The organism is Rugosimonospora acidiphila (assembly GCF_039543385.1).
In the GTDB taxonomy this organism is placed as follows: domain Bacteria; phylum Actinomycetota; class Actinomycetes; order Mycobacteriales; family Micromonosporaceae; genus Rugosimonospora; species Rugosimonospora acidiphila.
On sequence record NZ_BAABJQ010000001.1, the window covers coordinates 559,071 to 580,608 of the forward strand.

Annotated in this window: 16 protein-coding genes; 6 read left to right on the top strand and 10 right to left on the bottom strand. The window is 71.6% G+C overall.

Annotated elements, in window-relative coordinates; all coding sequences use genetic code 11:
- Positions 1–28: 28 nt before the first annotated feature.
- Genes ABEA87_RS02775 through ABEA87_RS02790 form a run of 4 tightly spaced genes read right to left on the bottom strand, consistent with a single transcriptional unit; the run spans position 29 to position 4,555 of the window.
- On the bottom strand, positions 29–1,015 hold the full coding sequence (locus tag ABEA87_RS02775) for an ABC transporter ATP-binding protein (RefSeq protein WP_345625661.1): 987 nt from the start codon (positions 1,013–1,015) through the stop codon (positions 29–31).
- Positions 1,012–1,995: an ABC transporter permease gene (locus ABEA87_RS02780; RefSeq protein ID WP_345625663.1), complete on the bottom strand. Its 984-nt coding sequence runs from the start codon at positions 1,993–1,995 to the stop codon at positions 1,012–1,014. The genes ABEA87_RS02775 and ABEA87_RS02780 overlap by 4 nt, the downstream gene beginning before the upstream one ends.
- Positions 1,988–2,914, bottom strand: a complete 927-nt coding sequence (locus ABEA87_RS02785) for an ABC transporter permease (RefSeq protein WP_345625665.1) — start codon at positions 2,912–2,914, stop codon at positions 1,988–1,990. The genes ABEA87_RS02780 and ABEA87_RS02785 overlap by 8 nt, the downstream gene beginning before the upstream one ends.
- 21 nt (positions 2,915–2,935) lie before the next feature.
- The gene (locus tag ABEA87_RS02790) at positions 2,936–4,555 is read right to left on the bottom strand and encodes a peptide ABC transporter substrate-binding protein (protein WP_345625667.1); all 1,620 of its coding nucleotides are present in this window, start codon (positions 4,553–4,555) and stop codon (positions 2,936–2,938) included.
- Positions 4,556–4,975: 420 nt separating this feature from the next.
- On the opposite strand from ABEA87_RS02790, the gene mdh reads away from it, so the two are divergent.
- Both mdh and ABEA87_RS02800 read left to right on the top strand, forming a co-directional pair.
- The gene (gene mdh / locus ABEA87_RS02795) at positions 4,976–5,926 is read left to right on the top strand and encodes a malate dehydrogenase (RefSeq protein ID WP_345625669.1); all 951 of its coding nucleotides are present in this window, start codon (positions 4,976–4,978) and stop codon (positions 5,924–5,926) included.
- A gap of 93 nt (positions 5,927–6,019) precedes the next feature.
- Positions 6,020–7,237, top strand: a complete 1,218-nt coding sequence (locus ABEA87_RS02800) for an NADP-dependent isocitrate dehydrogenase (RefSeq protein WP_345625671.1) — start codon at positions 6,020–6,022, stop codon at positions 7,235–7,237.
- 420 nt (positions 7,238–7,657) lie between these two features.
- On the opposite strand, the gene ABEA87_RS02805 is transcribed toward ABEA87_RS02800, so the two are convergent.
- From ABEA87_RS02805 to ABEA87_RS02820, 4 genes are all read right to left on the bottom strand, one after another.
- Positions 7,658–9,058, bottom strand: a complete 1,401-nt coding sequence (locus tag ABEA87_RS02805) for a CysS/YqeB C-terminal domain-containing protein (RefSeq protein ID WP_345625673.1) — start codon at positions 9,056–9,058, stop codon at positions 7,658–7,660.
- Positions 9,058–9,933: an alpha/beta fold hydrolase gene (locus tag ABEA87_RS02810; protein WP_345625675.1), complete on the bottom strand. Its 876-nt coding sequence runs from the start codon at positions 9,931–9,933 to the stop codon at positions 9,058–9,060. Before ABEA87_RS02810 ends, ABEA87_RS02805 begins: the two co-directional genes overlap by 1 nt.
- Positions 9,934–10,086: 153 nt before the next feature.
- Positions 10,087–11,022 carry a glycosyltransferase family 2 protein gene (locus ABEA87_RS02815; RefSeq protein ID WP_345625676.1) on the bottom strand — a complete coding sequence of 312 codons (936 nt, stop codon included), beginning with the start codon at positions 11,020–11,022 and terminating at the stop codon, positions 10,087–10,089.
- Position 11,023: 1 nt separating this feature from the next.
- A complete protein-coding gene (locus tag ABEA87_RS02820; protein WP_345625678.1) occupies positions 11,024–11,944 on the bottom strand; it encodes a sulfotransferase family protein in 921 nt (306 codons plus the stop codon).
- 127 nt (positions 11,945–12,071) lie between these two features.
- Here ABEA87_RS02820 and ABEA87_RS02825 point away from each other — a divergent pair, with 127 nt between their 5' ends.
- Both ABEA87_RS02825 and ABEA87_RS02830 read left to right on the top strand, forming a co-directional pair.
- Complete coding sequence (locus tag ABEA87_RS02825) at positions 12,072–12,350, top strand: DUF6364 family protein (RefSeq protein WP_345625680.1); 279 nt, start codon at positions 12,072–12,074, stop codon at positions 12,348–12,350.
- The gene (locus ABEA87_RS02830; protein WP_345625682.1) at positions 12,304–12,648 is read left to right on the top strand and encodes a type II toxin-antitoxin system PemK/MazF family toxin; all 345 of its coding nucleotides are present in this window, start codon (positions 12,304–12,306) and stop codon (positions 12,646–12,648) included. The genes ABEA87_RS02825 and ABEA87_RS02830 overlap by 47 nt, the downstream gene beginning before the upstream one ends.
- A 173-nt stretch (positions 12,649–12,821) precedes the next feature.
- Here the strand turns inward: ABEA87_RS02830 and cysC are convergent, their stop codons facing one another.
- Complete coding sequence (gene cysC, locus ABEA87_RS02835; RefSeq protein ID WP_345625684.1) at positions 12,822–14,354, bottom strand: adenylyl-sulfate kinase; 1,533 nt, start codon at positions 14,352–14,354, stop codon at positions 12,822–12,824.
- Between the two features lie 169 nt (positions 14,355–14,523).
- On the opposite strand from cysC, the gene ABEA87_RS02840 reads away from it, so the two are divergent.
- A complete protein-coding gene (locus ABEA87_RS02840) occupies positions 14,524–14,679 on the top strand; it encodes a hypothetical protein (protein ID WP_345625686.1) in 156 nt (51 codons plus the stop codon).
- A gap of 91 nt (positions 14,680–14,770) precedes the next feature.
- Here the strand turns inward: ABEA87_RS02840 and ppc are convergent, their stop codons facing one another.
- Positions 14,771–17,581 (bottom strand): phosphoenolpyruvate carboxylase, encoded by a 2,811-nt coding sequence (ppc, locus tag ABEA87_RS02845; protein ID WP_425570720.1) that lies wholly within the window; start codon positions 17,579–17,581, stop codon positions 14,771–14,773.
- A gap of 281 nt (positions 17,582–17,862) precedes the next feature.
- On the opposite strand from ppc, the gene mfd reads away from it, so the two are divergent.
- Positions 17,863–21,522 carry a transcription-repair coupling factor gene (gene mfd, locus ABEA87_RS02850; RefSeq protein ID WP_345625689.1) on the top strand — a complete coding sequence of 1,220 codons (3,660 nt, stop codon included), beginning with the start codon at positions 17,863–17,865 and terminating at the stop codon, positions 21,520–21,522.
- Positions 21,523–21,538: the final 16 nt, after the last annotated feature.

The following is a 21,538-nucleotide window of genomic DNA, read 5'->3' on the forward strand; positions in this document are numbered from 1 at the left end:
CCGCCACCGCGTGCGGCCCGGCACCGGTTCAGATCAGCCCGCCCGCGACCTGTGCCGCGTAGTGGCAGTCGCTGTAGCGTCCGGCGCCCAGCGGTACCCGCGGCGGGGGCGTCGAGCGGCACACCTCGGTGGCGTGCGGGCAGCGCGGGTGGAACGCGCAGCCCCGGGGGATGCGCATGGGGCTGGGCGGTGCACCCTCGATGGCCGGCAGCGGCCCGCGCCGGGCGGCCAGCCGGGGCACCGACCCGAGCAGACCCCTCGTGTACGGATGCCCGGGCGCCTCGTAGAGCTGGTACACGTCGGCCTGCTCGACGGTACGGCCGGCGTACATGATGACGATCCGGTCGGCCACGCCGGCCACCACGCCGAGGTCGTGGGTTATCAGGATCATCGCCATGCCGAGGCTCCGGCGCAGGTCCCCGAGCAGGTCCATGATCTGCGCCCGTACCGTCACGTCCAGCGCCGTGGTCGGCTCGTCGGCGATGAGCACCTTCGGGTTCTGCGCCAGGGCTAGGGCGATCATGACGCGCTGGCGCATGCCGCCGGACAGTTGGTGCGGGTAGTCCCGCAGCCGCCGGCGGGCGTCCGGGATCCGTACCAGATCCATCAGCTCCGCCGTCCGGGCGCGGGCGGCGGACCGGGACATGCCGGATCCGTGGCGCAGCGCCTCGGAGAGCTGGAAGCCCACCGAGAACACCGGGTCGAGCGCGGACAGCGCGTCCTGGAAGATCATGCCTATTTCCCGGCCGCGCACCCGCCGTCGCTGCGGCTCGGACATGCGCAGCAGGTCCCGCCCCTGGTAGAGGATCTCGCCGCCGGTGACGCGGGCCGGCGGGGTGTGCAGCACCCCCATGATGGCCTGCGCGGTCACCGACTTGCCGGAGCCGGACTCGCCGAGTACGGCCAGCACCTCGCCGGGCTCCAGCCGCAGGCCGACGCGGTCGACCGCCCTGGCGACCCCGTCCCGGGTGTGGAACTCGACGGAGAGGTCGCGCACCTCAAGGATGGGCGTCACCGCAGCCTCGGATCGAACGCCTCGCGCAGCGCCTCGCCGAGCATGCTGAACGCCACCACGGTCAGCGCCAGGAAGCCGGACGGGAACAGCAGCGGCCAGGGCGCCTGGTAGAAGCGGCCCTGTGCGGTGGAGATGTCGTCACCCCAGGAGATGATCGGCGGCCGGAGGCCGACGCCCAGGAAGGACAGCGTGGCCTCGGTCGCGATGAACACGCCCAGCGCGATGGTGAGCACCACTATGAACGGCGCGATGGTGTTGGGCAGGATGTGCCGCAGCATGATCCGCCAGTGGCCGGCGCCGAGCATCCGGGCCGACTGCACGTAGTCCTGCCGCTTCGCGGCGATGACGCAGGAGCGGACCACCCGTGCACCGGTGGTCCAGCCGAGCGAGCCGAGCACCACCACGATGGGCCACACGCCGAGCTCGCGGGCGCCGAACGAGCGGCTGAGCACGATCGCCGCCAGCAGCAGCGGGATGCCCAGCACGATGTCGACGATCCGGGTCAGCAGGGCGTCGATCCAGCCGCCGAAGTACCCCGCCGCCATCCCGACGGTCAGCGCCAGCACCCCGGTGACCAGGGTGGACAGCACACCGACCAGGATCGACGCGCGGGCGCCGTAGATCGTGCGGGCGTAGACGTCGCAGCCCTGCAGGTCGGTGCCGAACCAGTGCCGCGCGCTGGGCGGGTTCTGCGAGCGGGACAGCTGGCAGGCCGTGGGGCTGAGCGAGGTGAAGATCCGCGGTGCGGCCGCCATCAGCAGGAACAGCACCACGAGCGTGCCGGCGACCCAGAAGATCGGGCTGTGCCGCAGGTCGCGCCAGGCGTTCCCGACCAGCCCACGGGGCCTCCCGCCATCCCCGCCGCGGTGCCCCGCCACATCATGGTCGTCGGGTGCCCAGCCGGGGCCCGTGCCGCCGGACGCCGGCGTGCCGGTGAAGCCCGACGTGCCGTCCACGGTCGCCCTGCCAGGCTCACGCATCGCGGATCCTCGGGTCCAGCGCCGCGTAGAGCAGGTCGACGATCAGGTTGCAGACCAGGTAGACCACCACCAGGATGCTGACGATGCCGGCCACCGTCGGGCCGTCCTGCAGGTGGATGCCCTGGTACAGCTGGTAACCGACGCCCGGGATGTTGAAGATGCGCTCGGTCACCACCGAGCCCGCCATCAGCTCGCCGATCGTCACGCCCAGGAACGTGACCACCGGGATCAGCGAGTTGCGCAGGACGTGCACGCCGATCACCCGGCGCCGGGGCAGGCCGATGGCGGTCACGGTCCGCACGTAGTCCGCGCGGAGGCTCTCCACGACCGCCGTCCGGGTGAGCCGCGCGGCGGTGGCCAGCGCGACCGAGCCCAGGATGACCGCGGGCAGGAGGTACGCGGTCAGCCCGGCGTCGGGGCCGACGGTCACCGGCAGCACCCGCCACTTCACGCCGAACAGGTACTGGAGGTTGAAGCCCAGCACGAAGGCCGGGATTCCGATGATCACCAACGTGAGGATCAGGGTGGCGTGGTCGAAGACGCCGCCCCGGCGCACCCCCGACACCAGGCCGGCACCGATCCCGAACACGACGATGACCAGCAGCGCCAGGGCGGACAGCCGCAGCGTGTAGGGCCACGCCTGGGCCAGCAACCCGGCGACGGGCCGCCCGCTGAGCTGCGTACCGAGGTCACCGTGCAGCAGCTCACGCAGGTACCGCAGGTACTGCACGATGAACGGATCGTCCAGGTGGTAGCGCGCGGTCAGTGCCGCGCGCAGCTGCGGGCTGACCGGCCGGTCGCCGACCAGCGCCTGGACCGGGTCGTTGGCGGCCGCGAACATCAGGGCGTACACGATGAACGTGGTGGCGACGAACACCAAGATCATCTGTAGCACGCGACGCACTATGAAACGGAACATCGATGTCTCCGAGCGCTCAGGTCACTTGCGCTGGAGCGTCATCACGTCGACATTGGCGTACAGGTCCATGTCGACGTTCTTCATCGACGTCGAGTAGCCGTAGATGTTCTGCTTGAACCACATGGGGATGCTCGGCATGTCCTGGGCGAGGAGATCCTCCGCGTGCTGGTACTCCTTGATCGCGGTGGCCTCGTCCGGCGCGCGGTCGGCCTGATCCATCGTCTGATCGAACGCCGAGCTGCTGTACTGCGAGTCGTTCGAGGCCGCGCCGGTCCGGTAGATCGGGGTCAGGTAGTCCTCGATCGACGGGTAGTCGAACGCCCACGCACCACGCAGCGGGCCGTCCAGCGTGTGCGCACGGGCCTGCTGGCGCAGGTCAGTCAGCTGGAGCACCGGCGCACCGGTGCACTGCACGCCGAGGTTCTGGTCCAGCTGGTTGCAGACCGCGTCGACCCATTCCTTGTGCCCGCCGTCCTCGTTGTAGAACAGCGAGATCCGGTGTGGCCCGTCCGCGTCGGTGTACATCTGCTTTGCCTTGGCCGGGTCGTACCGGCAGGCGTCGCCGCAGGTGTCGTCCCGCGCGCCCTCCACCACCGGTGAGACCCAGGACGTGGCGGGCGTGTACGACCCCTGGAAGATCGTGTCGATGATCTGTTGCCGGTCGATCGCCATCGAGATCGCCTTGCGTACGTTCACGTTCTGGTACGCCTTGTCGTAGGTGGGCACCGAGATGTAGCTGAAGACCGACGACGGGGTCTCCTTGAGCCGGTCGCCGAGGTCTTTGTGCGCGCTGGCCAGCTTGTCCGACGGGATCTGCGGCGAGACATCGAGGTCGCCGGCCTGCAGGTCGGAGTACATGGTGTCCAGGTCCTGGTAGATCTTGAAATCGATCTCGTCGACCTTCGGCCTGGTCAACGGATAGTTCGGGTACGCGGCCACGTCGATGCTCTGGTTGTGGTTCCAGGAGCCCTTGATCTCGAACGGGCCGTCGCCGACCGGGTTGTCCTCGAAGGCCTGGACGAGCGTCCCGTCGGCGGCGAACGCGGCGTCGGGCAGCGGGTAGAAGACGTTGTACCCGAGCACCTTCTCCCACTCCGGGAACGGCGCGGACAGCGTGATCTGGATGGTCAGGTCGTCGATCTTTTTCAACCCGGACAGCTGGCTGGCCTTCGGCTTGCCCCCGCCGCCGGTCAGCTGCATGGCGTCGTAGCCCTGGATCCGGTTGAAGAAGTCGGTGCCGATCTGGGCGTTCGGGCCGTACGCGCCGTAGTTCCAGGCCTTGATGTAGCTGTCGGCGGTGACCTTCTGTCCATTGTGGAACGTGAAGCCGTCCTTGAGGTGCACGGTCCACACCTTGTTGTCGGTGGTGGTAATCGACTTCGCGGCGGCCTGGTCGAGCACGGGCTTGCCGGTGTTGTCGAAGCGCACCAGCGGGGTGTACAACGCGCTGATCACCTGGAAGCCGTTGTTCTCGACGGTGTCGGTGGGGACCAGGTGCTCCGGCTCGGCGATGCCGATGGTGACCGCTATCCCGTTGCCGGAGTCAGCCGTCCGGGATGTGCCACCGGTGTCGCAGGCGGTGACGGCCAGGGTGACCGCGACCGGAAGGGTGATCCAGGCGGCCAGCCGGTGAACTCTCATGGAGTCTCCATCACGAATCAGTAACGGAAGATCAAATGCCACTTGCGAGGGTTGAGCCGTGCCTGATAAACATCTCTACTGGGTACGTAGCGGACATGTCGGTTTGATGCGGTGAGCGCCTGATTGACCGCCACCTATCTTGAAACGGCCGGGTTCGCCCGTCCGATCCGAGGCAACGGTGTTTTGGGCCGCTATGTATCGGCGCCGATCGCTGCTTAACCCATCGGGGCGGCTACCTTCCGTAAGGTCAGCCTCGCTCACTGCGAGTCCGGGGCGGTCGCGGTCTGAGGTGCGCATTGACTGTAAGCGTGTGCGGGGCGCGGTGGGGCGCGCCACACGTCCAGCCCCGGACGGGTCATTCGGCCAGCACCGAGTTATGGTGCGACTCATCTCAATCTTCTCAATGGGAGAGCGTGATCCATGGGCAAGAAGGTCACCGTCGTCGGAGCCGGGTTCTACGGCTCCACTACCGCGCAGCGCTTGGCCGAGTACGACGTCTTCGACACCGTCGTGCTGACCGACATCATCGAGGGCCGGCCGGCGGGCATCGCCCTGGACCTCAACCAGTCCCGCCCCATCGAGGGCTTTGAGACCAAGGTCGTCGGTGCCACCACGGGGCCCAACGGCGAGGGGTACGAGGCGATCGAGGGCTCGGACGTCGTCGTGGTCACCGCCGGTTTCCCCCGGAAGCCGGGCATGAGCCGGATGGACCTGCTCGAGGTCAACGCCAAGATCGTGCGTGCGGTCGCCGAGAACGTGGCCAAGTACGCGCCGAACGCGGTGGTCATCGTCGTGTCCAACCCGCTCGACGAGATGACCGCGCTCGCCCAGCTGGCCACCGGCTTCCCGCACAACCGGGTGCTGGGCCAGGCCGGCGTGCTGGACACCGCCCGGTTCACCCACTTCGTGGCCGAGGAGCTGGGCGTCCCGGTCAAGTCGGTCAAGACGCTGACGCTCGGCTCGCACGGCGACACCATGGTCCCGGTGCCCTCGCAGTGCACCGTGGACGGCAAGCCGCTGTCCTCCGTGATGCCGGCCGAGAAGATCGAGGAGCTGGTGGTCCGCACCCGCAACGGCGGGGCCGAGGTGAACAACCTGCTCAAGACCGGCTCGGCGTACTACGCGCCGTCGGCGGCGGCCGCGAAGATGGCGGTGGCCGTGGTGCAGGACTCCGGTGAGGTCTGGCCGGTGTGTGCCTGGGTGGACGGCGAGTACGGCATCTCCGGCGTGTACCTCGGCGTCCAGGCCGAGCTGGGCGCGACCGGCGTGCGCAAGATCGTCAAGACTCCGCTGACGGACGACGAGACCGCCGCCCTCAAGGAGGCCGCCGACGCCGTCCGCGGCAAGCAGGCGGACGTCGCCAATCTCTGAGTGAACCGCCACACGCCCCGGCGGGACACCGCCGGGGCGTGGTGCAGTACGCTCGTACTGTTTTCAGCGCCGGTTTCCGGAGGGAGTGCCGCGGTGGCGAAGATCAAGGTGACCAACCCCGTCGTCGAGCTCGACGGCGACGAGATGACTCGGATCATCTGGAAGCAGATCCGCGAACAGCTGATCCTGCCCTATCTGGATGTCGAACTGGAGTATTACGACCTCGGCATCGAGTACCGCGACCAGACCGACGACCAGGTCACCATCGATGCCGCCAACGCGATCAAGCGGCACGGGGTCGGCGTCAAGTGCGCCACCATCACGCCGGACGAGGCGCGGGTCGCCGAGTTCGGGCTGAAGAAGATGTGGCGCTCCCCGAACGGCACCATCCGCAACATCCTCGGCGGCGTGATCTTCCGCGAGCCGATCGTCATGTCCAACGTGCCCCGGCTCGTACCCGGCTGGACCAAGCCGATCATCATCGGCCGCCACGCGCACGGCGACCAGTACAAGGCCACCGACTTCGTGGTTCCCGGGCCGGGCACGGTGACGATCACCTACACGCCGCAGAACGGGAACGACCCGGTCGAGATGGAGGTCGCCAACTTCACCGGTGGCGGCGTCGTCATGGGCATGTACAACTACGACGACTCGATCCGGGACTTCGCCCGCGCGTCCTTCCGGTACGGCCTGGCCCGCAAGTACCCGGTCTACCTGTCGACGAAGAACACGATCCTCAAGGCGTACGACGGCCGGTTCAAGGACCTGTTCGCCGAGGTGTTCGAGGCCGAGTTCGCCGAGGAGTTCAAGGCGGCCGGCATCACCTACGAGCACCGGCTCATCGACGACATGGTGGCCGCGGCGCTGAAGTGGGAGGGCGGCTTCGTGTGGGCCGCCAAGAACTACGACGGTGACGTGCAGTCCGACACGATCGCGCAGGGCTTCGGCTCGCTGGGCCTGATGACCTCCGTGCTGATGACCCCGGACGGCAAGACGGTGGAGGCGGAGGCGGCGCACGGCACCGTCACCCGGCACTACCGGCAGTGGCAGAAGGGGCAGAAGACGTCGACCAACCCGATTGCGTCGATCTTCGCGTGGACCCGTGGGCTGGCTCACCGGGGCGCGCTGGACGGCACCCCGGCGGTCACCGACTTCGCCAACAAGCTCGAGCAGGTCTGCATCGACACCGTCCAGGGCGGCCAGATGACCAAGGACCTGGCGCTGCTGATCGCGCCGGACGCGCCCTGGCTGTCGTCGGACGAGTTCATGAACGCGCTGGACAGCAACCTGGCGCGCAAGCTCGCCGCCTGAGCCTGTTTCGCGAGCGGCCCGCCGGTTTCCGGCGGGCCGCTCGCGTTTGACGGCCCAGCGTTTGGCGGCCCAGCGCTTGACGGTCCGGGCGCCTTGCCGAATCGTGCATGACCCGCCGGTTCCGGCGGCCCGGGCCTGCGCTCCAGCACTCGGGGCCGTTGGGGCTGCCCGGCCGCGCCTCGGGAACGCCGTGCCTCGGGAACGCCGCGCGGGACTTGATCGATCTCCGCCGGCTGCCGAAACCTCGGGTCCGGCGCGGTCGTTGGACAGGGTGTCAGCGCGGTGCCAGCCGCGAAGATTGCCTGTCCGTCCCTTCCCAACGGGGGGCCCGGGACTCCGGGCCCCTCGTGCTCCATCCCTGGGCTGCGCCTCCCTGGGCCGCGCGCCTTCGCCCTCGCGCGTTGCCGGTCCGGCACTGTTTCAGCCCGGCCCGACGGGCTCGCGCAGCACCCAGCGCATGCCGTCCGCGGTGTCCCGGACCTCGACGCCGGCCGCCGTCAGTTGATCCCTGATCCGGTCGGAGGTGGCGAAATCGCGGCCGTCACGGGCCCGCCTTCGCACCTCCAGTAACGCCTCGACCAGCGGTGCGAGGCTCCGCGACCCGGCCGCGGCCAGTTCGCCGAGGCGCACCACCATCCGGCGCAGGACGCCGCGGGCATGATCGCCCTCGTCCGAGCTGAGCGTGTCCGCCGACCAGTCGACCAGCAACTGCTCCGCGTCCAGGAGCGTGGCCACGCACGCGTCGATGTTCAGGGCCGCGAGCGCCTCCGCGAACCGCGCGTCGAGCCGGTCCACGTCGGCGCGCAGCGAGCCGGTCGACGGGGCCGGCGGACCCACAGCTGGCGGGGCGGTCCGCCCAGCGGTGCCGCCGTCCGCCGCGGCCCCGCTCCCGGCGGCCGCGTCCTCGACACCGCTTCCCGCGTCTCCGGCTGCCGCCTCTCTGGCTGCCGCGTCTCTGGCTGCCGTGCCCGCCGCCACCGTGCCTCCGGCAGCCGTGCCCCCGGCCGCTGGCGCTTCCGACGCTCCCATGGGGTCCGCCCCGGCCACCGTCAGCTCGTCGAACTCCAGCACCGTGCCGCTGGGGTGCACCACGCTGCGCCCGGCGCGTCGAATGGTCATCGTCCCGTTGCCCACCACCGATGCGGTACGGGAGTCCAGGTCCAGCAGCACGGCGGTGTGTTCGTCGACCCCGAGGATGAAGGACTCCTCGGGCAGTTCCCGCTCCAGCGCGGCCAGCCGGCGCTCGCCGAGGTAGCAGAACCTCGTGTCGTGGTGGCCGCCCTCGGCGTTGTCGTAGTGCGGGATGATCACGGCGGGCAGCCCGGTCGCCTCGCGCACCAGGTCCAGGCCCGGCACCCAGGACGGGTCCACACCGGCCTTGTAGATCTCGTAGACCGGCACGGTGTGGGAGCCCAGGGTCAGCGCCGCCGCGCTGGCGAACACGACCACCCCGCCGCCGGCCAGCCTGCGGGCGAGCAGGTCGGGGATCGGCGAGTCGCGCCATTGGCGCAGCGCGTAGGTCGGGCTGCCCGGCCCGGCGAAGATCCAGGCCGCGTCGCCGAGGGCGGCCAGCGCACGCTCCCGCTCCAGCCCCGGTGGCGGTGGCGTGCGCCAGGACACCACGTCCACCTGCCGGCCGACGCTGGCGGCGAAGTACCCGACGGCCCGGGTGGAGATGTCGCTCGCGTTTTCCTGGAACCCGTATGGCGTGTCGAGCAGCGCGGTCGGTCCGCCGCCCAGCCGGTCGAAGATGGCCCGGTGCGGCTTGACCATGGTGGGCGCGGTCTCCCCGCTGCCCATGATGACCAGCAGCCGGACCATTACGGCAGGACCTGGGCGGCCAGCCCGAGCAGGTCCTCGGCCAGCTCGGTCGGGTGCTGGGCGTGCAGGTCGTGGTCGGCGGCCGGATATTCGCGGATACGCGCGTCGCGCAGCGCTCCGGCCGCCGCCTCCACCCGCGAGCGCCGTGCGGCCGCCTCCGTCGGATTGCCGGGCAGGGCCGGGATCAGCAACACCGGCACCGTGATGTCGGGGTAGTAGGGCTGCGGCGGGTCGTCCCACATGCTGCGCACGATGCTCATGTGCCGGGCGACGGACAGCCTGCGGCTCAGCGAGCCGTCCGGCCAGACCCGGAGGTTGGCCTCGGTCGCGGCCAGCGCCTCGGCCGACCAGTCGGGGTGCGAGTCGCGAAGGTATTCGCGGAGCCGGGAGGCGGGCAGCCCGTCGATCTCGGGTGGCCGCAGCGCCGACTCGCAGGCCTCCCACGACGGAAACTCCGCCGACGGGGCCAGCCAGCCGCCGTCGACCAGGGCGAGCGCCGCGGTCAGCTCCGGGTGCCGCGCGGCGAAGCTGACCACCACGTTGCCGCCCCAGGACTGGCCGGCCACCACGGCGCCTCGAATGCCCAGTGCGGCAAGGTCCTCGGCGGCCGTGGCCGTGTCGTAGCCGTCCGGCGGCGCGTCGCTCCCGCCGTGCGAACGTAGGTCGACCGCGGTCACCGGGTGGCCGGCCGCGGACAGGATCCGGGCCACCCCGTCCCACAGCCGTGCGTTGGAGGACAACCCGTGCACCAGCAGGAAGGGCCGTCGCTGGCCGGGCCACCGGCGCAGGTGCAGCCCGACGCCTGGTGCGACGGTGAATCGCTCATCGGTCGGCTCGACGTGCTCGGTGGGAATGCGCTCGTCGATCGGGGACATGGCACAACGGTAGCCGTCCCCACTGACAAAACCAGAGGTTCGCTCGACCCGGCGGCCCGGCCACCGGCCGCGACCGCCGGCCCGCCGCGACCGTGGACCCGCGACGATGGACCCACGACGATGGGCCCGCCGCGCCGGTCGCGACGGTTGAGGCTAGGGCAGCTCGCGCCGGGCCCGCCCGGCCCCGCCGGCCGGGCCCGGGGTCGCCGGGGTCGTCGCGCCGGCCGCCGCGTGGGTGGGCGGCGCGACCGGCGCCGTACGCGGACCGGACCCGTCGTTGCGCAGCGCCGCCCAGTGGTACCGGCTGGCCGGCGCCCCGTTGCCGTTGACCAGCGACCAGCGGGTCGGTTGCGCCTGGCGCCTCGCCGCACCGGGCGCACAGCCGCGAACCTCCGGGTGCCGGCTCATCATCCAGCGCAGCGACGAGATCCTGTCCGCGTACTCGTACCCGTAGTGCCCCCGCGGCCACCACCGCACCCGTACCAGCGGCTCGTCCACGTGCTCGATCGGTGCCCGGCGGGCCGCCCTCAGCAGCAGGTCCCAGTCCTCGTTGCGGCGCCCCGGTGCGTCCTCGGCGAACAGCCCGCAGCCGTCCGGCCCGACCAGCGACGGACGCCGGACGAGGAAGCTGGACGAGCGCAGCGCGTCGATCGCCGAGCCGAGCAGCCGTTCCAGCCCGATGTGGGTCGCCCCGACCAGCTGTGGGCTGCGGTGATGCTGGGATGTCAGCTCGACCGCGCAGCTGGCCAGGTCGGCTCGCGGCGCCGCGGCCATCGCCTCCACCTGCGCGGTCAGCTTGCCCGGGCGCCACTCGTCCTCGTCGTCGCAGAACGCGACCAGGTCGCTGTCCAGAGCGAGGATGCCGGTGTTCCGGGCCCCGGCCAGCCCGGCCCGCCGCTCGTTCCCGCGTACCGTCACCGGGCGGTCGCCGCCCCGGTCGAGCCGGGCGTCCGGCTCGACCTGGTCGTAGACCACGACGACGTGCAGCGCGCCGGGATAGCACTGCGCGTCGATCGCGTCGAGCGCGCGGCGCAGGAGGTCCGGGCGGTCCCTCGTGGGTACCACCACGCCGACCGAGGGCCACTTCATCTCATTGCCTCCCGTAGCCGTACATGGTGAGCAGGGGCGCGGTCAGCGCACCGACCAGCCGGCGCTGCCGGGGCGGTATGGACGCCCGCCACCCCTCGTCCCGCAGCAGTGGCAGTTCACCGGTGGCGAAGCGCATCGGGTTGCCACCGGCGCTGTGGCACGGCCCCAGCCGTACCGCGTCGTGATCCAGGAAGTCCAGCGGACCGGGATCGCCGAGCTCGGCGAACTCCGCGATCCGGCGCACCGTCGCGGCCGGGTCGGCGAGCAGTCGCTCGTACTGCACCCGGTGCACCGGCACGCCCCGCCGTCGCAGCAGGCCGAACGCGGCGTTGTGCGCGTTCCACAGCATCGCCGCCCGTCCCGGCTGGTACCGGTCGGGACGGGCGGGCGCCGATGCCGGCCGGTCCGGCGTCCGGGCCCAGGAGTACGCCACCCCGCGGCTGTCCCGGACCATGTGCACCACCCGTAGGTCGATCTGGTCCGACCAGCGCAGGCAGTAGGCCAGCGAGGCGTGCTTCGACGAGTCGACGACCGCCCCGGCCCCGCTGACCTGGGCCGCGCCCCGGTACAGCCGGGCGTAGTAGGTGGCGTACTCGGCGACCAGTTCGCCGTGCGGATCCGCGAGGCGGCGACCCGCCAGGCGGGGGATGTGCCGGCTGCGCTCGACGGCGTCGCGCAGCGCCATGACCCGTACCGGGTCGATGTTCTGCCACCCGCCGAAGGCCCGTTCGCCGACCCGGCTCCAGAACCGGCAGCCGGAGAACCGACGCCCGCATCCGCACCGCTCGTCGTCGCACAGGTCGCGCCGCCACAGGTGGACCACCTCGCCGAGCGCGCAGACGCCCGGTAGCTCGCCCAGCACCCGCTCCAGCAGAGTGGTGCCGCTGCGGCCGAGGCCGCCGATGAAGATGACGCGTACCACGCCGCCCCCTGTCTGGTTCTGTCCCTATAACGAGCGGGCTGGGCGGTTGGCGGCTGGTGGGCGGCAGTCGGATGTGTTACCGCAGACGTGGATGACCTTCGGTAGTGCCGTTGGTAGGATCTCCGGTATGACTGCGAAGGTGACTCTGTCCTTCTCGGACGACACGATCGCCGAGGCCCGCCAGTGGGCCCAGCGCGACGGCGTTTCCCTGTCCGCCTGGATAGATCGCGCCGCCCGCGAGCGCAGCCTCCGGGAGATTTTCAACGCCCACGCCGACGCGATCCGCAGGGCGGGCCTGGACGATGAAACCGCCGCGCTCGCCGACGAGCGGGAGATTGCGATGATCGACGCGGAGATCTATGGTGTGCCGGGTCGGCGGGCGCCGGCGAGCGACCCCGACCGATAGGAGCGGCGTGCAGCGCGGCGAGATCTGGCTCATCCAGGGGGCCCGCGAGCGACTCGGCCTGATCATCAGCTCCGATGTGTACAACGGCACGGACGTCCCCGTCGTCCTGGTCGCCGAGGTGGTGGAGAAGGACCGGCTGCGCGACTCGCCCCTCGCCGTCGAGTGCGGGCAGTACGTGGTCATGCCGGACCGGCTCTCGTCCCCGATGAAGCGCTGGTTCGTCGACCGGGTCGAGATCGCCGACACCGCGACCATGCGCCAGGTCTCCCGTGCCCTGCGCATCCTCCAGGACCTCTGACCGGCGCGACCCGCCCCCGGCCGCTATCGGATGCGCCCGCTAGGGGATGCACCCGCTAGGGACCGCGCCCGCTCGGGATACCGGGCCCGTCGGCCCACCGGCGGGCGCCCTAGCCGCGGCCCCGACCAGCCGCGGCCCCGTCTACGTGCGCCCCGACTAGGTGCGCGCCCCGACTAGGTACGCGGCCGGCGGCGCGGCTCGATCCAGCCCGCCTTGGCCAGGTGTGCCAGCAGGGTGTCCACCGCCGCCTCCACGGTCAACTCCGTGGTGTCCAGCACCAGATCGGCGTCTGTCGGCTCCTCGTACGGGTCGTCCACCCCGGTCATCCCGGTCAGCTTGCCGGCCCTGGCCTTGGCATACAGCCCCTTGCGGTCGCGCGTCTCGCACACCGACAGCGGGGTCGCGACGTGCACGAGCACGAACCCGGCCCCGGCGTCCTCGGCCATCTGCCGCGCCGTTGCCCGGGCCGCCGTGTACGGCGCGATCGGGCAGCACAGCGCCATGCCGCCGTGCCGGGCCACCTCGGCGGCCACCCAGCCGATGCGCCGGACGTTGAGGTCCCGGTCAGCCTTGGAGAAGGACAGCCCGGCGGACAGCTCCCGGCGGACCACGTCGCCGTCCAGCATCGTGACCGTGCGCTCGCCGGTCTCCAGCAGCGCGTCGGCCACCCCGCGGGCGATCGTCGACTTGCCCGAGCCGGACAGCCCGGTGAGGAACACGACCAGGCCGCGATGCCGGCGCGGCGGCCGGTCCCGGGTCAGCTCGCGGGCGACCGCGGGCGGGGTGTGCCACTCGGGCAGCGGGCTGCCCCGGTCGAGCAGATCGTCGATCTCCTCGCCGGACAGGGCGAGCCGCCGGAACCGCGGCGGGATGTCGTCCCGGCCGCGCCACTGGCCGTCCCGGCTGTCGTACGCCAGTTCGCGCGGGATGAGCACGCGCGGCCCGCCGCCGGACATCATGGTCTCGCCGGTGGACAGCAGGTGGGTCACGCCGTAGGCGGCGGCCACCCGGGCTCTCAGCAGCGCGTCACGGATCTCGTCGCCGTGCGAGGCGAGCGGCACGGCGACCAGGGTGGCCGGTGGCATCCGGTCGCGGGCGGCGAGCACGCTGCGCACCAGGGCCTCGGGCGGCAGGCCGTCCGGCGTCGCGGTGGCCACCGGGATGAGCACCAGCAGGTGGCCGGCGAGGGTGCGCGCGGCGTGCGCGATCTGCGCCAGCTGCGGCCGGTGCAGGGGCCGATCGGTGATGACCCCGAGCACCCGGCCCGGCGGCAGCAGCGCGCTGACCTCGTCGGGGGAGCGGCGCAGCCGGCGGAACGGGCCGTGCCCGCCGTCGCCGATCCGGCGCACCGAGCCGCCGACCCCGGACATCCCGTCGCGGGTCGGCCAGATGTCGGTGGCGTCGACCGCGGCGACCGGGGCGCCCTCGGGGTCGGTGAGCACCAGCACCCGCTGCAGGGGGTTTCCGGTGTCCATCGCCTGGACCAGCACGGTCGGTACTTCCAGGGTCACCGGGACCGGCCAGGGGGTGCCGTCGGGCATCCGTCCACGCCGGGCCATGCTCGACAGCTCGGCCCGGGTATGGAATCCCGTCAGCGGCGCATACCCGCCGGAGAGCAGCAGCTCAAGGTCTGCCAGCTCATAACTGCGTGGCGCATACGTCGGCGCGTCCCGCAGCACCTCATCCGGCAAGACCCACCCGCTCATGACCATCCCCTCAGCGACCCGACGAGACAGTCTTCCAAAACGACGGGCTGCGGTCGAGAGCACCACCCCTCGAAGGATTCCGCGTTCCTCAGTTCCGGGTGAGACGACCATCACGGTTCAAACCGGAAACCGGAGGGTACTAGGGGGCACTGGCGAGGAGGAGACGCTTATGACCAACCTGCGGGTTTACCCCGTTGACCACGGTGCGAACCAGCCGGCGCCGATCGAGCCGACCGAGCCCGAAACCCGCACTTTCGCCGACATCGAGAACGGGGAGCCCGAGGGGACGTTGGACGAGATCGCACTGGACGCGGCCATCCTCTGACCTCCCGGGGGCCTGTCGCCCCCGCGCTGAGCAGCGACGAACGCGCCGCCACCCCGGAACGGGATGGCGGCGCGGCGCGTTTACCGAAAATTCAGCCGGTGTTCCGCAGGCCGGCCGCGATGCCGTTGACCGTGGTCAGCAACGCCCGCTCCAGGGTCGGGTCGGCGGTCGCCGGTCGTACCGAGCCCGGTGCGCCCCGCCCGGCCCGGTACTGGGCGAGCAGCGCCACCTGAAGGTGGTGCAGGGGCTCGAGGTAGGTGTCGCGTACCGCCAGGGTCCGCTCGAGCACCGGCTGGCTCTGCATGAGCGACGGCTGGCCGGTGATCCGCAGCACCTCGTCGACCGTGAGCCGGTACTCCTCGCGGATCTTCTCGAAGATCGGTTGCAGTTCCTCGGGCACCAGCGTCTCGACGTACCGGGCGGCGATGTTCAGGTCGGTCTTGGTCAGCATCATCTCGACGTTGGACAGGAACGTCTGGAAGAACTGCCACCGGCCGAACATGTCGACCAGCACCGGCCCGAGCCCCGCCTCGCGGGCGGCGGCCAGCCCGGTGCCCACGCCGAACCAGCCCGGCACGATCTGCCGGGACTGGGTCCACCCGAACACCCAGGGGATCGCGCGCAGCCCGGCCAGGCCGGCACCCGAGTCCGGGCGCTTCGCGGGCCGCGAGCCGATGTTCAGCGCGCCGAGCAGCTCGGTCGGGGTGGCGGCCCAGAAGTACGCGGGCAGCTTCGGGTCCTCGACCAGCCCCCGGTACGCGGTGAACGCCGCGGCGGAGACCACGTCCATGGTCGAGTCCCAGGTCGCCAGGTCCTCGGCGGGCTGCCGCGGCGCGGTGTGCAGCAGGGTCGCCTGCAGCACCGCGGCGACGGTCAGCTCCAGGTTCTCCCTGGCCAGCGCGGGCAGCGTGTACTTGTCGGAGATGACCTCGCCCTGCTCGGTCACCTTGATGGCGCCGTCCAGCGTGCCGAACGGCTGGGCGAGGATCGCCTCGTGGGTCGGGCCGCCGCCCCGCCCGACGGTGCCGCCCCGGCCGTGGAACAGCCGCAGCCGCACGCCGTGCTTGGCGGCCACATCGCGCAGCGCCCGCTGGGCCCGGTGGATGGACCACTGCGAGGTGGTGATGCCGGCCTCCTTGTTGGAGTCGGAGTATCCGAGCATCACCTCCTGCAGGTCACCCCGGGCGCGTACCAGCTCCCGATAGGCCGGCAGGGACAGCAGCTCGTCCAGCAGGTCGCCGCCGGCGTCCAGCTCGGCGGGGGTCTCCAGCAGGGGTACGAAGCCGACCCGGGCCAGCCCGCTGTGCACGTCGACGAGCCCGGCCTCCCGGGCCAGCAGCACGGCGGCGAGCACGTCGTCGACCCCGAGCGTCATCGAGATGATGTAGGACTCGACGACCTCCGGGCCGAACCGCTCCTGCGCCTGGCGGATGGTGCGGAACACGTCGAACGTCTTGCGGGCGGCGTCGGTCAGCGGCGTGTCCACGCCCGACAGCGGGCGCTTGCCGCTCAGCTCGCGGGCGAGCAGCTCGGTGCGCTCCTGCCGGGACAGCGCGTGGTAGCTGCGTACCTCGCCGATCCGCTCGAACAGCTGGGCCAGCACCGCGTGGTGCGCCTCGGCGTGCTCGCGCACGTCCATGGTCGCCAGGTGCAGCCCGAACGCGGAGATGGTCCGGATCACCTCCGCCAGCCGCCCGGTAGCGGTCAGCTGCCCGGCGTTGCGGGCCAGCGAGGCGCGCATCAGCTCCAGGTCGGCGACCAGCTCGGTCGAGCCGAGGTAGTCCCGTCCGGGCACGTGCGGGGCCTGCGCGGCCAGCCGGGCCCGGGTGTTGGCCAGCTTCACCTTGATGCACCGGGCCTTGAGCCGGTAGGGCTCCTCGGCGTTGACTCGGCGGAACCGCTCGGCCAGTTCGGGCAGGTTCTCCAGGTCCGCGGCGAGGCTGGCGGACAGGTCCAGGGACACCCCGCGCAGCCGGCGGGACACCGACACCTCGTTGATCAAGCTGTCGATCACCGACTCGGCGGCCCGGATCCCGTGCTCGTGCTGGATGAGCAGGACGTCGCGGGTGACCGTGGGGGTCACGTAGGGGTTGCCGTCCCGGTCGCCGCCGATCCAGGTGCCGAAGGACAGCGGGCGGGCGGTCGGCGCGGTCTCGACGCCGAGGCCACGCAGGGTGTCGGTGAGGTCGGTGAGCACCTGGGGAGCCGCGTCGCCGTACAGGTCGGTCAGGTAGTAGACCGCGTTGCGGGCCTCGTCGGTCGGGTCGGGCCGGTTGAGCCGCAGCTCGTCGGTCTGCCAGAGCAGATCGATCAGCTCGGCCAGCCGCCGGTCCGCGGGGCGCACCCCGCCATCGGCGGCGGCGGTGCCATTGCCGGCGGCGGTGCCATTGCCGGCCACGGTCGCGGCGCCGAACAGGGCGGCGGCGGCCGCCTCGGAGTCCAGCTGGTCGGCCACCCCGCGCAGCTTGGACAGGATCGAGCGGCGGGCGGCCTCGGTCGGGTGCGCGGTGAAGACCGGGCGGATCGCGAGCCGCCGGGCGGCGGAGGCGATCTCGTCGGACGGGACCCCGCGCTCCGAGATCAACCGGGCCGCCTGGTCCAGCCAGCCGCCCCGGGCCGCCCGGATCTGGCGCAGCTCCCGTGCCCGGTGCACCTGCTCGGTGACGTTGGCCAGGTGGAAGTAGGTGGAGAAAGCCCGCGCCAGCTTGGTGCCGGTGCCAACGTCGACCGCGGCCAGGCGCGTGGCGGCCTCGGTGGCGTCGGCGCGGACGAGCGCCCGAACCTCTTCGACCAGGTCAAGCAGCGCTTGACCCTCCTGCCGGACGAGGGTGTGCCCGAGCAGCGTCGACAGGCGACGGATGTCTGCCCGTAGGGCGGCGGAAGGATCGGTGCGATCGGCCACGTTGGCTCCTTGAAGAGGGCATCGTCGGTGGGACCGCGTTGTCCGCAATGGCATGCTATCCGTTGCCGGAGCCTTCGGAGCGAGGCGCTCGTCACGCTGGTGCCCATCGCCGGGCGGGTTAGGGGGCGCCGCCCCCCGGGCCGGGGTACCCCATGATCACAGCTAGCTGCGGTCACTGGCCGATCGGGCCGTCGCCGCGAGTAGTCTTGAGTGGTCTACCCCCCGTCCAGCCTGGGCGAGGGGGCTTGTCGCGTGCCCGTTGACTACGGAAAGTGACATTGATGAAGCTTCACGGCCTCCTTGAATCCGCTCTCGCGGATCCCGCCCTGCGGACCGCTCGCGATCTCGCTCGGAACTCCGCCGGTCCGGACGCCGCCCACGCGGCCGCCGCCGACCAGCTGGACCTGACCGCGCCCGCCGCGCTGCGCCCGTTCGTGGTCGCCGCGCTGGCCGCGCAGTCGGGCGACGGCACCGGCGATACCCGCGCCGGCGGGGCGGGGCGGCCGGTGCTGGCGGTGACCGCGACCTCCCGGGAGGCCGATGATCTTGCCAACGCGCTGGACTGCCTGCTGCCCCCCGACCAGGTGGTGGTCTACCCGGCCTGGGAGACGCTGCCGCACGAGCGGCTCTCGCCGCGCTCGGACACCGTCGGGCGGCGGCTGGCGGCGTTGCGCCGGCTGGCCCACCCGGACGAGCGGGGCCCGGTACGCGTGGTGGTCGCGCCCGTCCGGTCCGTGCTCCAGCCGCAGTTGCGTGGCCTCGGCGACCTGGAGCCGGTCGAGCTGCGCACCGGCGGCAGTGCGGATCTTGAAGACGTGGTACGGCGGCTGAGCGACATCGCGTACGCCCGGGTCGACCTGGTCGAGAAGCGGGGCGAGTTCGCCGTACGCGGCGGGATCCTCGACGTGTTCCCGCCCACCGAAGAGCATCCGCTGCGGGTGGAGTTCTGGGGCGACGACATCGAGGAGATCCGCACCTTCGCCGTCGCCGACCAGCGCACCCTCGCGACCGCCGACCGGCTGTGGGCGCCACCGTGCCGGGAACTGCTGCTCACGCCGGAGGTCCGCGCGCGGGCCGCGCAGCTTTCGGAGCGGCACCCGGCGCTGGCCGAGATCCTGGACAAGCTGGCCGAGGGTATTCCGGTCGAGGGCATGGAGTCGTTGTCTCCGGTGCTGGTACCGGGCGACCTGCAACTGCTGCTGCACGAGATGCCGGTGCAGACCGTCGTGGTGCTCTGCGACCCGGAGCGCATCCGCACCCGGGCGCACGACCTGGTCCGCACCAGCGCCGAGTTCCTGGAGGCCAGCTGGGCTGCCGCCGCGGTCGGCGGGCAGGCTCCGATCGACCTGGGCGCGGCGGCGTTCCGCACCCTGGCCGAGGTCCGGGCCACCGCCGCCGAGCTGGGGCAGCCCTGGTGGTCGATCTCGCCGTTCGGGGTGGTGGAGGCGGCCGCGCCGGTCGAGGCGCAGCCGTGGGAGGAGCCGCTGCCCGAGACCACCGTGACACCCGACCTCGGCCGGGCGCTGGCCCTGTCCGCCCAGCCGGTGCCGCTCTACCACGGCGACACCGCGCGGGTGCTGGACGACCTCAAGCGCTGGTCCGGCGAGGGCTGGCGGGTGGCCATGGTGTTCGCCGGCACCGGCCCGGCCCAGCGCTCGGTCGAGGTGCTGCGCGATGCCGGCCTCGGGGTCACGCTGGCCGGCGACATCGCCGAGCCACCGGCGCCGGGCACCGTGATCGTCACCACCGGCGGCCTGGAGTTCGGCTTCGTCGACGAGGCGTCCCGGCTCGCGGTGGTCACCGGCACCGACATCTCGGGCGGGCGCGGCGCGTCCACCCGGGACATGCGCAAGATGCCCAGCCGCCGGCGCAACACCATCGACCCGCTGGAGCTGCGACCCGGCGACTACGTGGTGCACGAGCAGCACGGCATCGGCCGGTACCTGGAGATGGTGCAGCGCGCCGTGAACGGTGCGGAGCGGGAGTACCTGGTCATCGAGTACGCGGCCGCCAAGCGGGGCCAGCCCGGTGACCGGTTGTTCGTGCCGACCGACCAGCTCGACCAGCTCTCCCGGTACGTCGGCGGGGAGTCGCCGACCGTGCACAAGCTGGGCGGGTCGGACTGGGCCAAGTCCAAGGCGCGGGCCCGCAAGGCGGTGCGGGAGATAGCGGCCCAGCTGATCCAGCTCTACGCCGCCCGGCAGAACTCACGCGGGTACGCGTACGGTCCGGACACCCCCTGGCAGCGGGAGCTGGAGGACGCCTTCCCGTACACGGAGACGCCCGACCAGCTCTCCGCCATCGAGGAGGTCAAGACGGACATGGAGAAGCCGGTACCGATGGACCGGCTGATCTGTGGCGACGTCGGGTACGGGAAGACCGAGATCGCGGTACGGGCGGCGTTCAAGGCCGTGCAGGACGGCAAGCAGGTGGCGGTCCTGGTGCCGACGACCCTGCTGGTGCAGCAGCACTACAACACGTTCGCCGAGCGGATGAACCAGTTCCCGGTGACGATCCGCCAGCTGTCCCGGTTCCAGACACCGAAGGAGGCGGAGCAGACCCTGACCATGGCGGCCGAGGGCACCGCCGACATCGTCATCGGTACCCACCGGCTGCTGCAGAACAGCACCAGGTTCAAGCAGCTCGGCATGGTGGTGGTCGACGAGGAGCAGCGCTTCGGCGTGGAGCACAAGGAGTTCCTCAAGCAGCTGCGCACCGCCGTCGACGTGCTGACCATGAGTGCCACGCCGATCCCGCGAACCCTGGAGATGGCCATCACCGGCATCCGCGAGATGTCGACCATCGCCACCCCGCCGGAGGAGCGCCACCCGGTGCTCACCTTCGTCGGGGCGTACGACGACAGGCAGGTGGCCGCGGCCATCCATCGCGAGCTGCTGCGCGACGGCCAGGTGTTCTACCTGCACAACCGGGTCGAGTCCATCGAGAAGGCGGCTCGCCGGCTGCGCGACCTGGTCCCCGAGGCCCGGATCGCGGTGGCGCACGGCCAGATGGGCGAGGACGCCCTGGAAAAGGTGATGGTCGGCTTCTGGGAAAAGGAGTACGACGTCCTGGTCTGCACCACCATCGTGGAGTCCGGCATCGACATCCCGAACGCCAACACGCTCATCGTGGAGCGGGCCGACCTGCTCGGCCTGGCCCAGCTGCACCAGATCCGGGGCCGGGTCGGCCGCGGCCGGGAGCGGGCGTACGCCTACTTCCTGTACCCGGGCGAGAAGCCGCTCACCGAGCAGGCGCACGAGCGGCTGGCCACCATCGCCCAGCACACCGAGCTGGGCGCCGGCATGTACGTGGCCATGAAGGACCTGGAGATCCGGGGCGCCGGCAACCTGCTCGGCGGCGAGCAGTCCGGGCACATCGAGGGCGTCGGCTTCGACCTGTACGTGCGGATGGTCGGCGAGGCCGTGTCCCAGTTCAAGGGGGAGAAGCCGGACGAGGAGGAGGTCGATGTCAAGGTCGACCTTCCGGTCGACGCGCACCTGCCGCACGAGTACATCGGGGTGGAGCGGCTGCGCCTGGAGATGTATCGGAAGCTGGCCTCCGCCCGGTCGGAGGAGGCGCTGACCGAGGCGGTCACCGAGATGCAGGACCGGTACGGCACCCCGCCCGAGCAGGTGGCCAACCTGGTGGCGGTGGCCCGGTTCCGGTTGCTGGCCCGGGCGCACGGGTTGACGGATGTGTCCCTCCAGGGGCGGCACATCCGGTTCTCACCGATGCCGCTGCCCGACTCCAAGCAGCTGCGGCTGCGCCGGCTCTACCCGGAGGCGGTGTACAAGACGGCCACCGACCAGGTGTCGCTGCCCCGGCCGTCGACCCGCCGGGTGGGCGGCGAGCCGCTGCGGGACACCGGCCTGCTGGACTGGTGCGCCGAGCTGATCACGACGGTGCTGGGCACGCCGAAGCCGGTCGAGGCCCGGGCCTGATCCCCGACCGTGCGGC

What these genes read in the sequence shown, in the direction of transcription:
- ABEA87_RS02780 (WP_345625663.1), bottom strand. Translation starts at nt 1,995, where the DNA reads ATGCGTGAGCCTGGCAGGGCGACCGTGGACGGCACGTCGGGCTTCACC.
- ABEA87_RS02785 (WP_345625665.1), bottom strand. Translation starts at nt 2,914, where the DNA reads ATGTTCCGTTTCATAGTGCGTCGCGTGCTACAGATGATCTTGGTGTTC.
- ABEA87_RS02790 (WP_345625667.1), bottom strand. Translation starts at nt 4,555, where the DNA reads ATGAGAGTTCACCGGCTGGCCGCCTGGATCACCCTTCCGGTCGCGGTC.
- ABEA87_RS02810 (WP_345625675.1), bottom strand. Translation starts at nt 9,933, where the DNA reads ATGTCCCCGATCGACGAGCGCATTCCCACCGAGCACGTCGAGCCGACC.
- ABEA87_RS02825 (WP_345625680.1), top strand. Translation starts at nt 12,072, where the DNA reads ATGACTGCGAAGGTGACTCTGTCCTTCTCGGACGACACGATCGCCGAG.
- ABEA87_RS02840 (WP_345625686.1), top strand. Translation starts at nt 14,524, where the DNA reads ATGACCAACCTGCGGGTTTACCCCGTTGACCACGGTGCGAACCAGCCG.
- mfd (WP_345625689.1), top strand. Translation starts at nt 17,863, where the DNA reads ATGAAGCTTCACGGCCTCCTTGAATCCGCTCTCGCGGATCCCGCCCTG.
- cysC (WP_345625684.1), bottom strand. Translation starts at nt 14,354, where the DNA reads ATGAGCGGGTGGGTCTTGCCGGATGAGGTGCTGCGGGACGCGCCGACG.
- ABEA87_RS02830 (WP_345625682.1), top strand. Translation starts at nt 12,304, where the DNA reads ATGGTGTGCCGGGTCGGCGGGCGCCGGCGAGCGACCCCGACCGATAGG.
- ABEA87_RS02805 (WP_345625673.1), bottom strand. Translation starts at nt 9,058, where the DNA reads ATGGTCCGGCTGCTGGTCATCATGGGCAGCGGGGAGACCGCGCCCACC.
- mdh (WP_345625669.1), top strand. Translation starts at nt 4,976, where the DNA reads ATGGGCAAGAAGGTCACCGTCGTCGGAGCCGGGTTCTACGGCTCCACT.
- ABEA87_RS02815 (WP_345625676.1), bottom strand. Translation starts at nt 11,022, where the DNA reads ATGAAGTGGCCCTCGGTCGGCGTGGTGGTACCCACGAGGGACCGCCCG.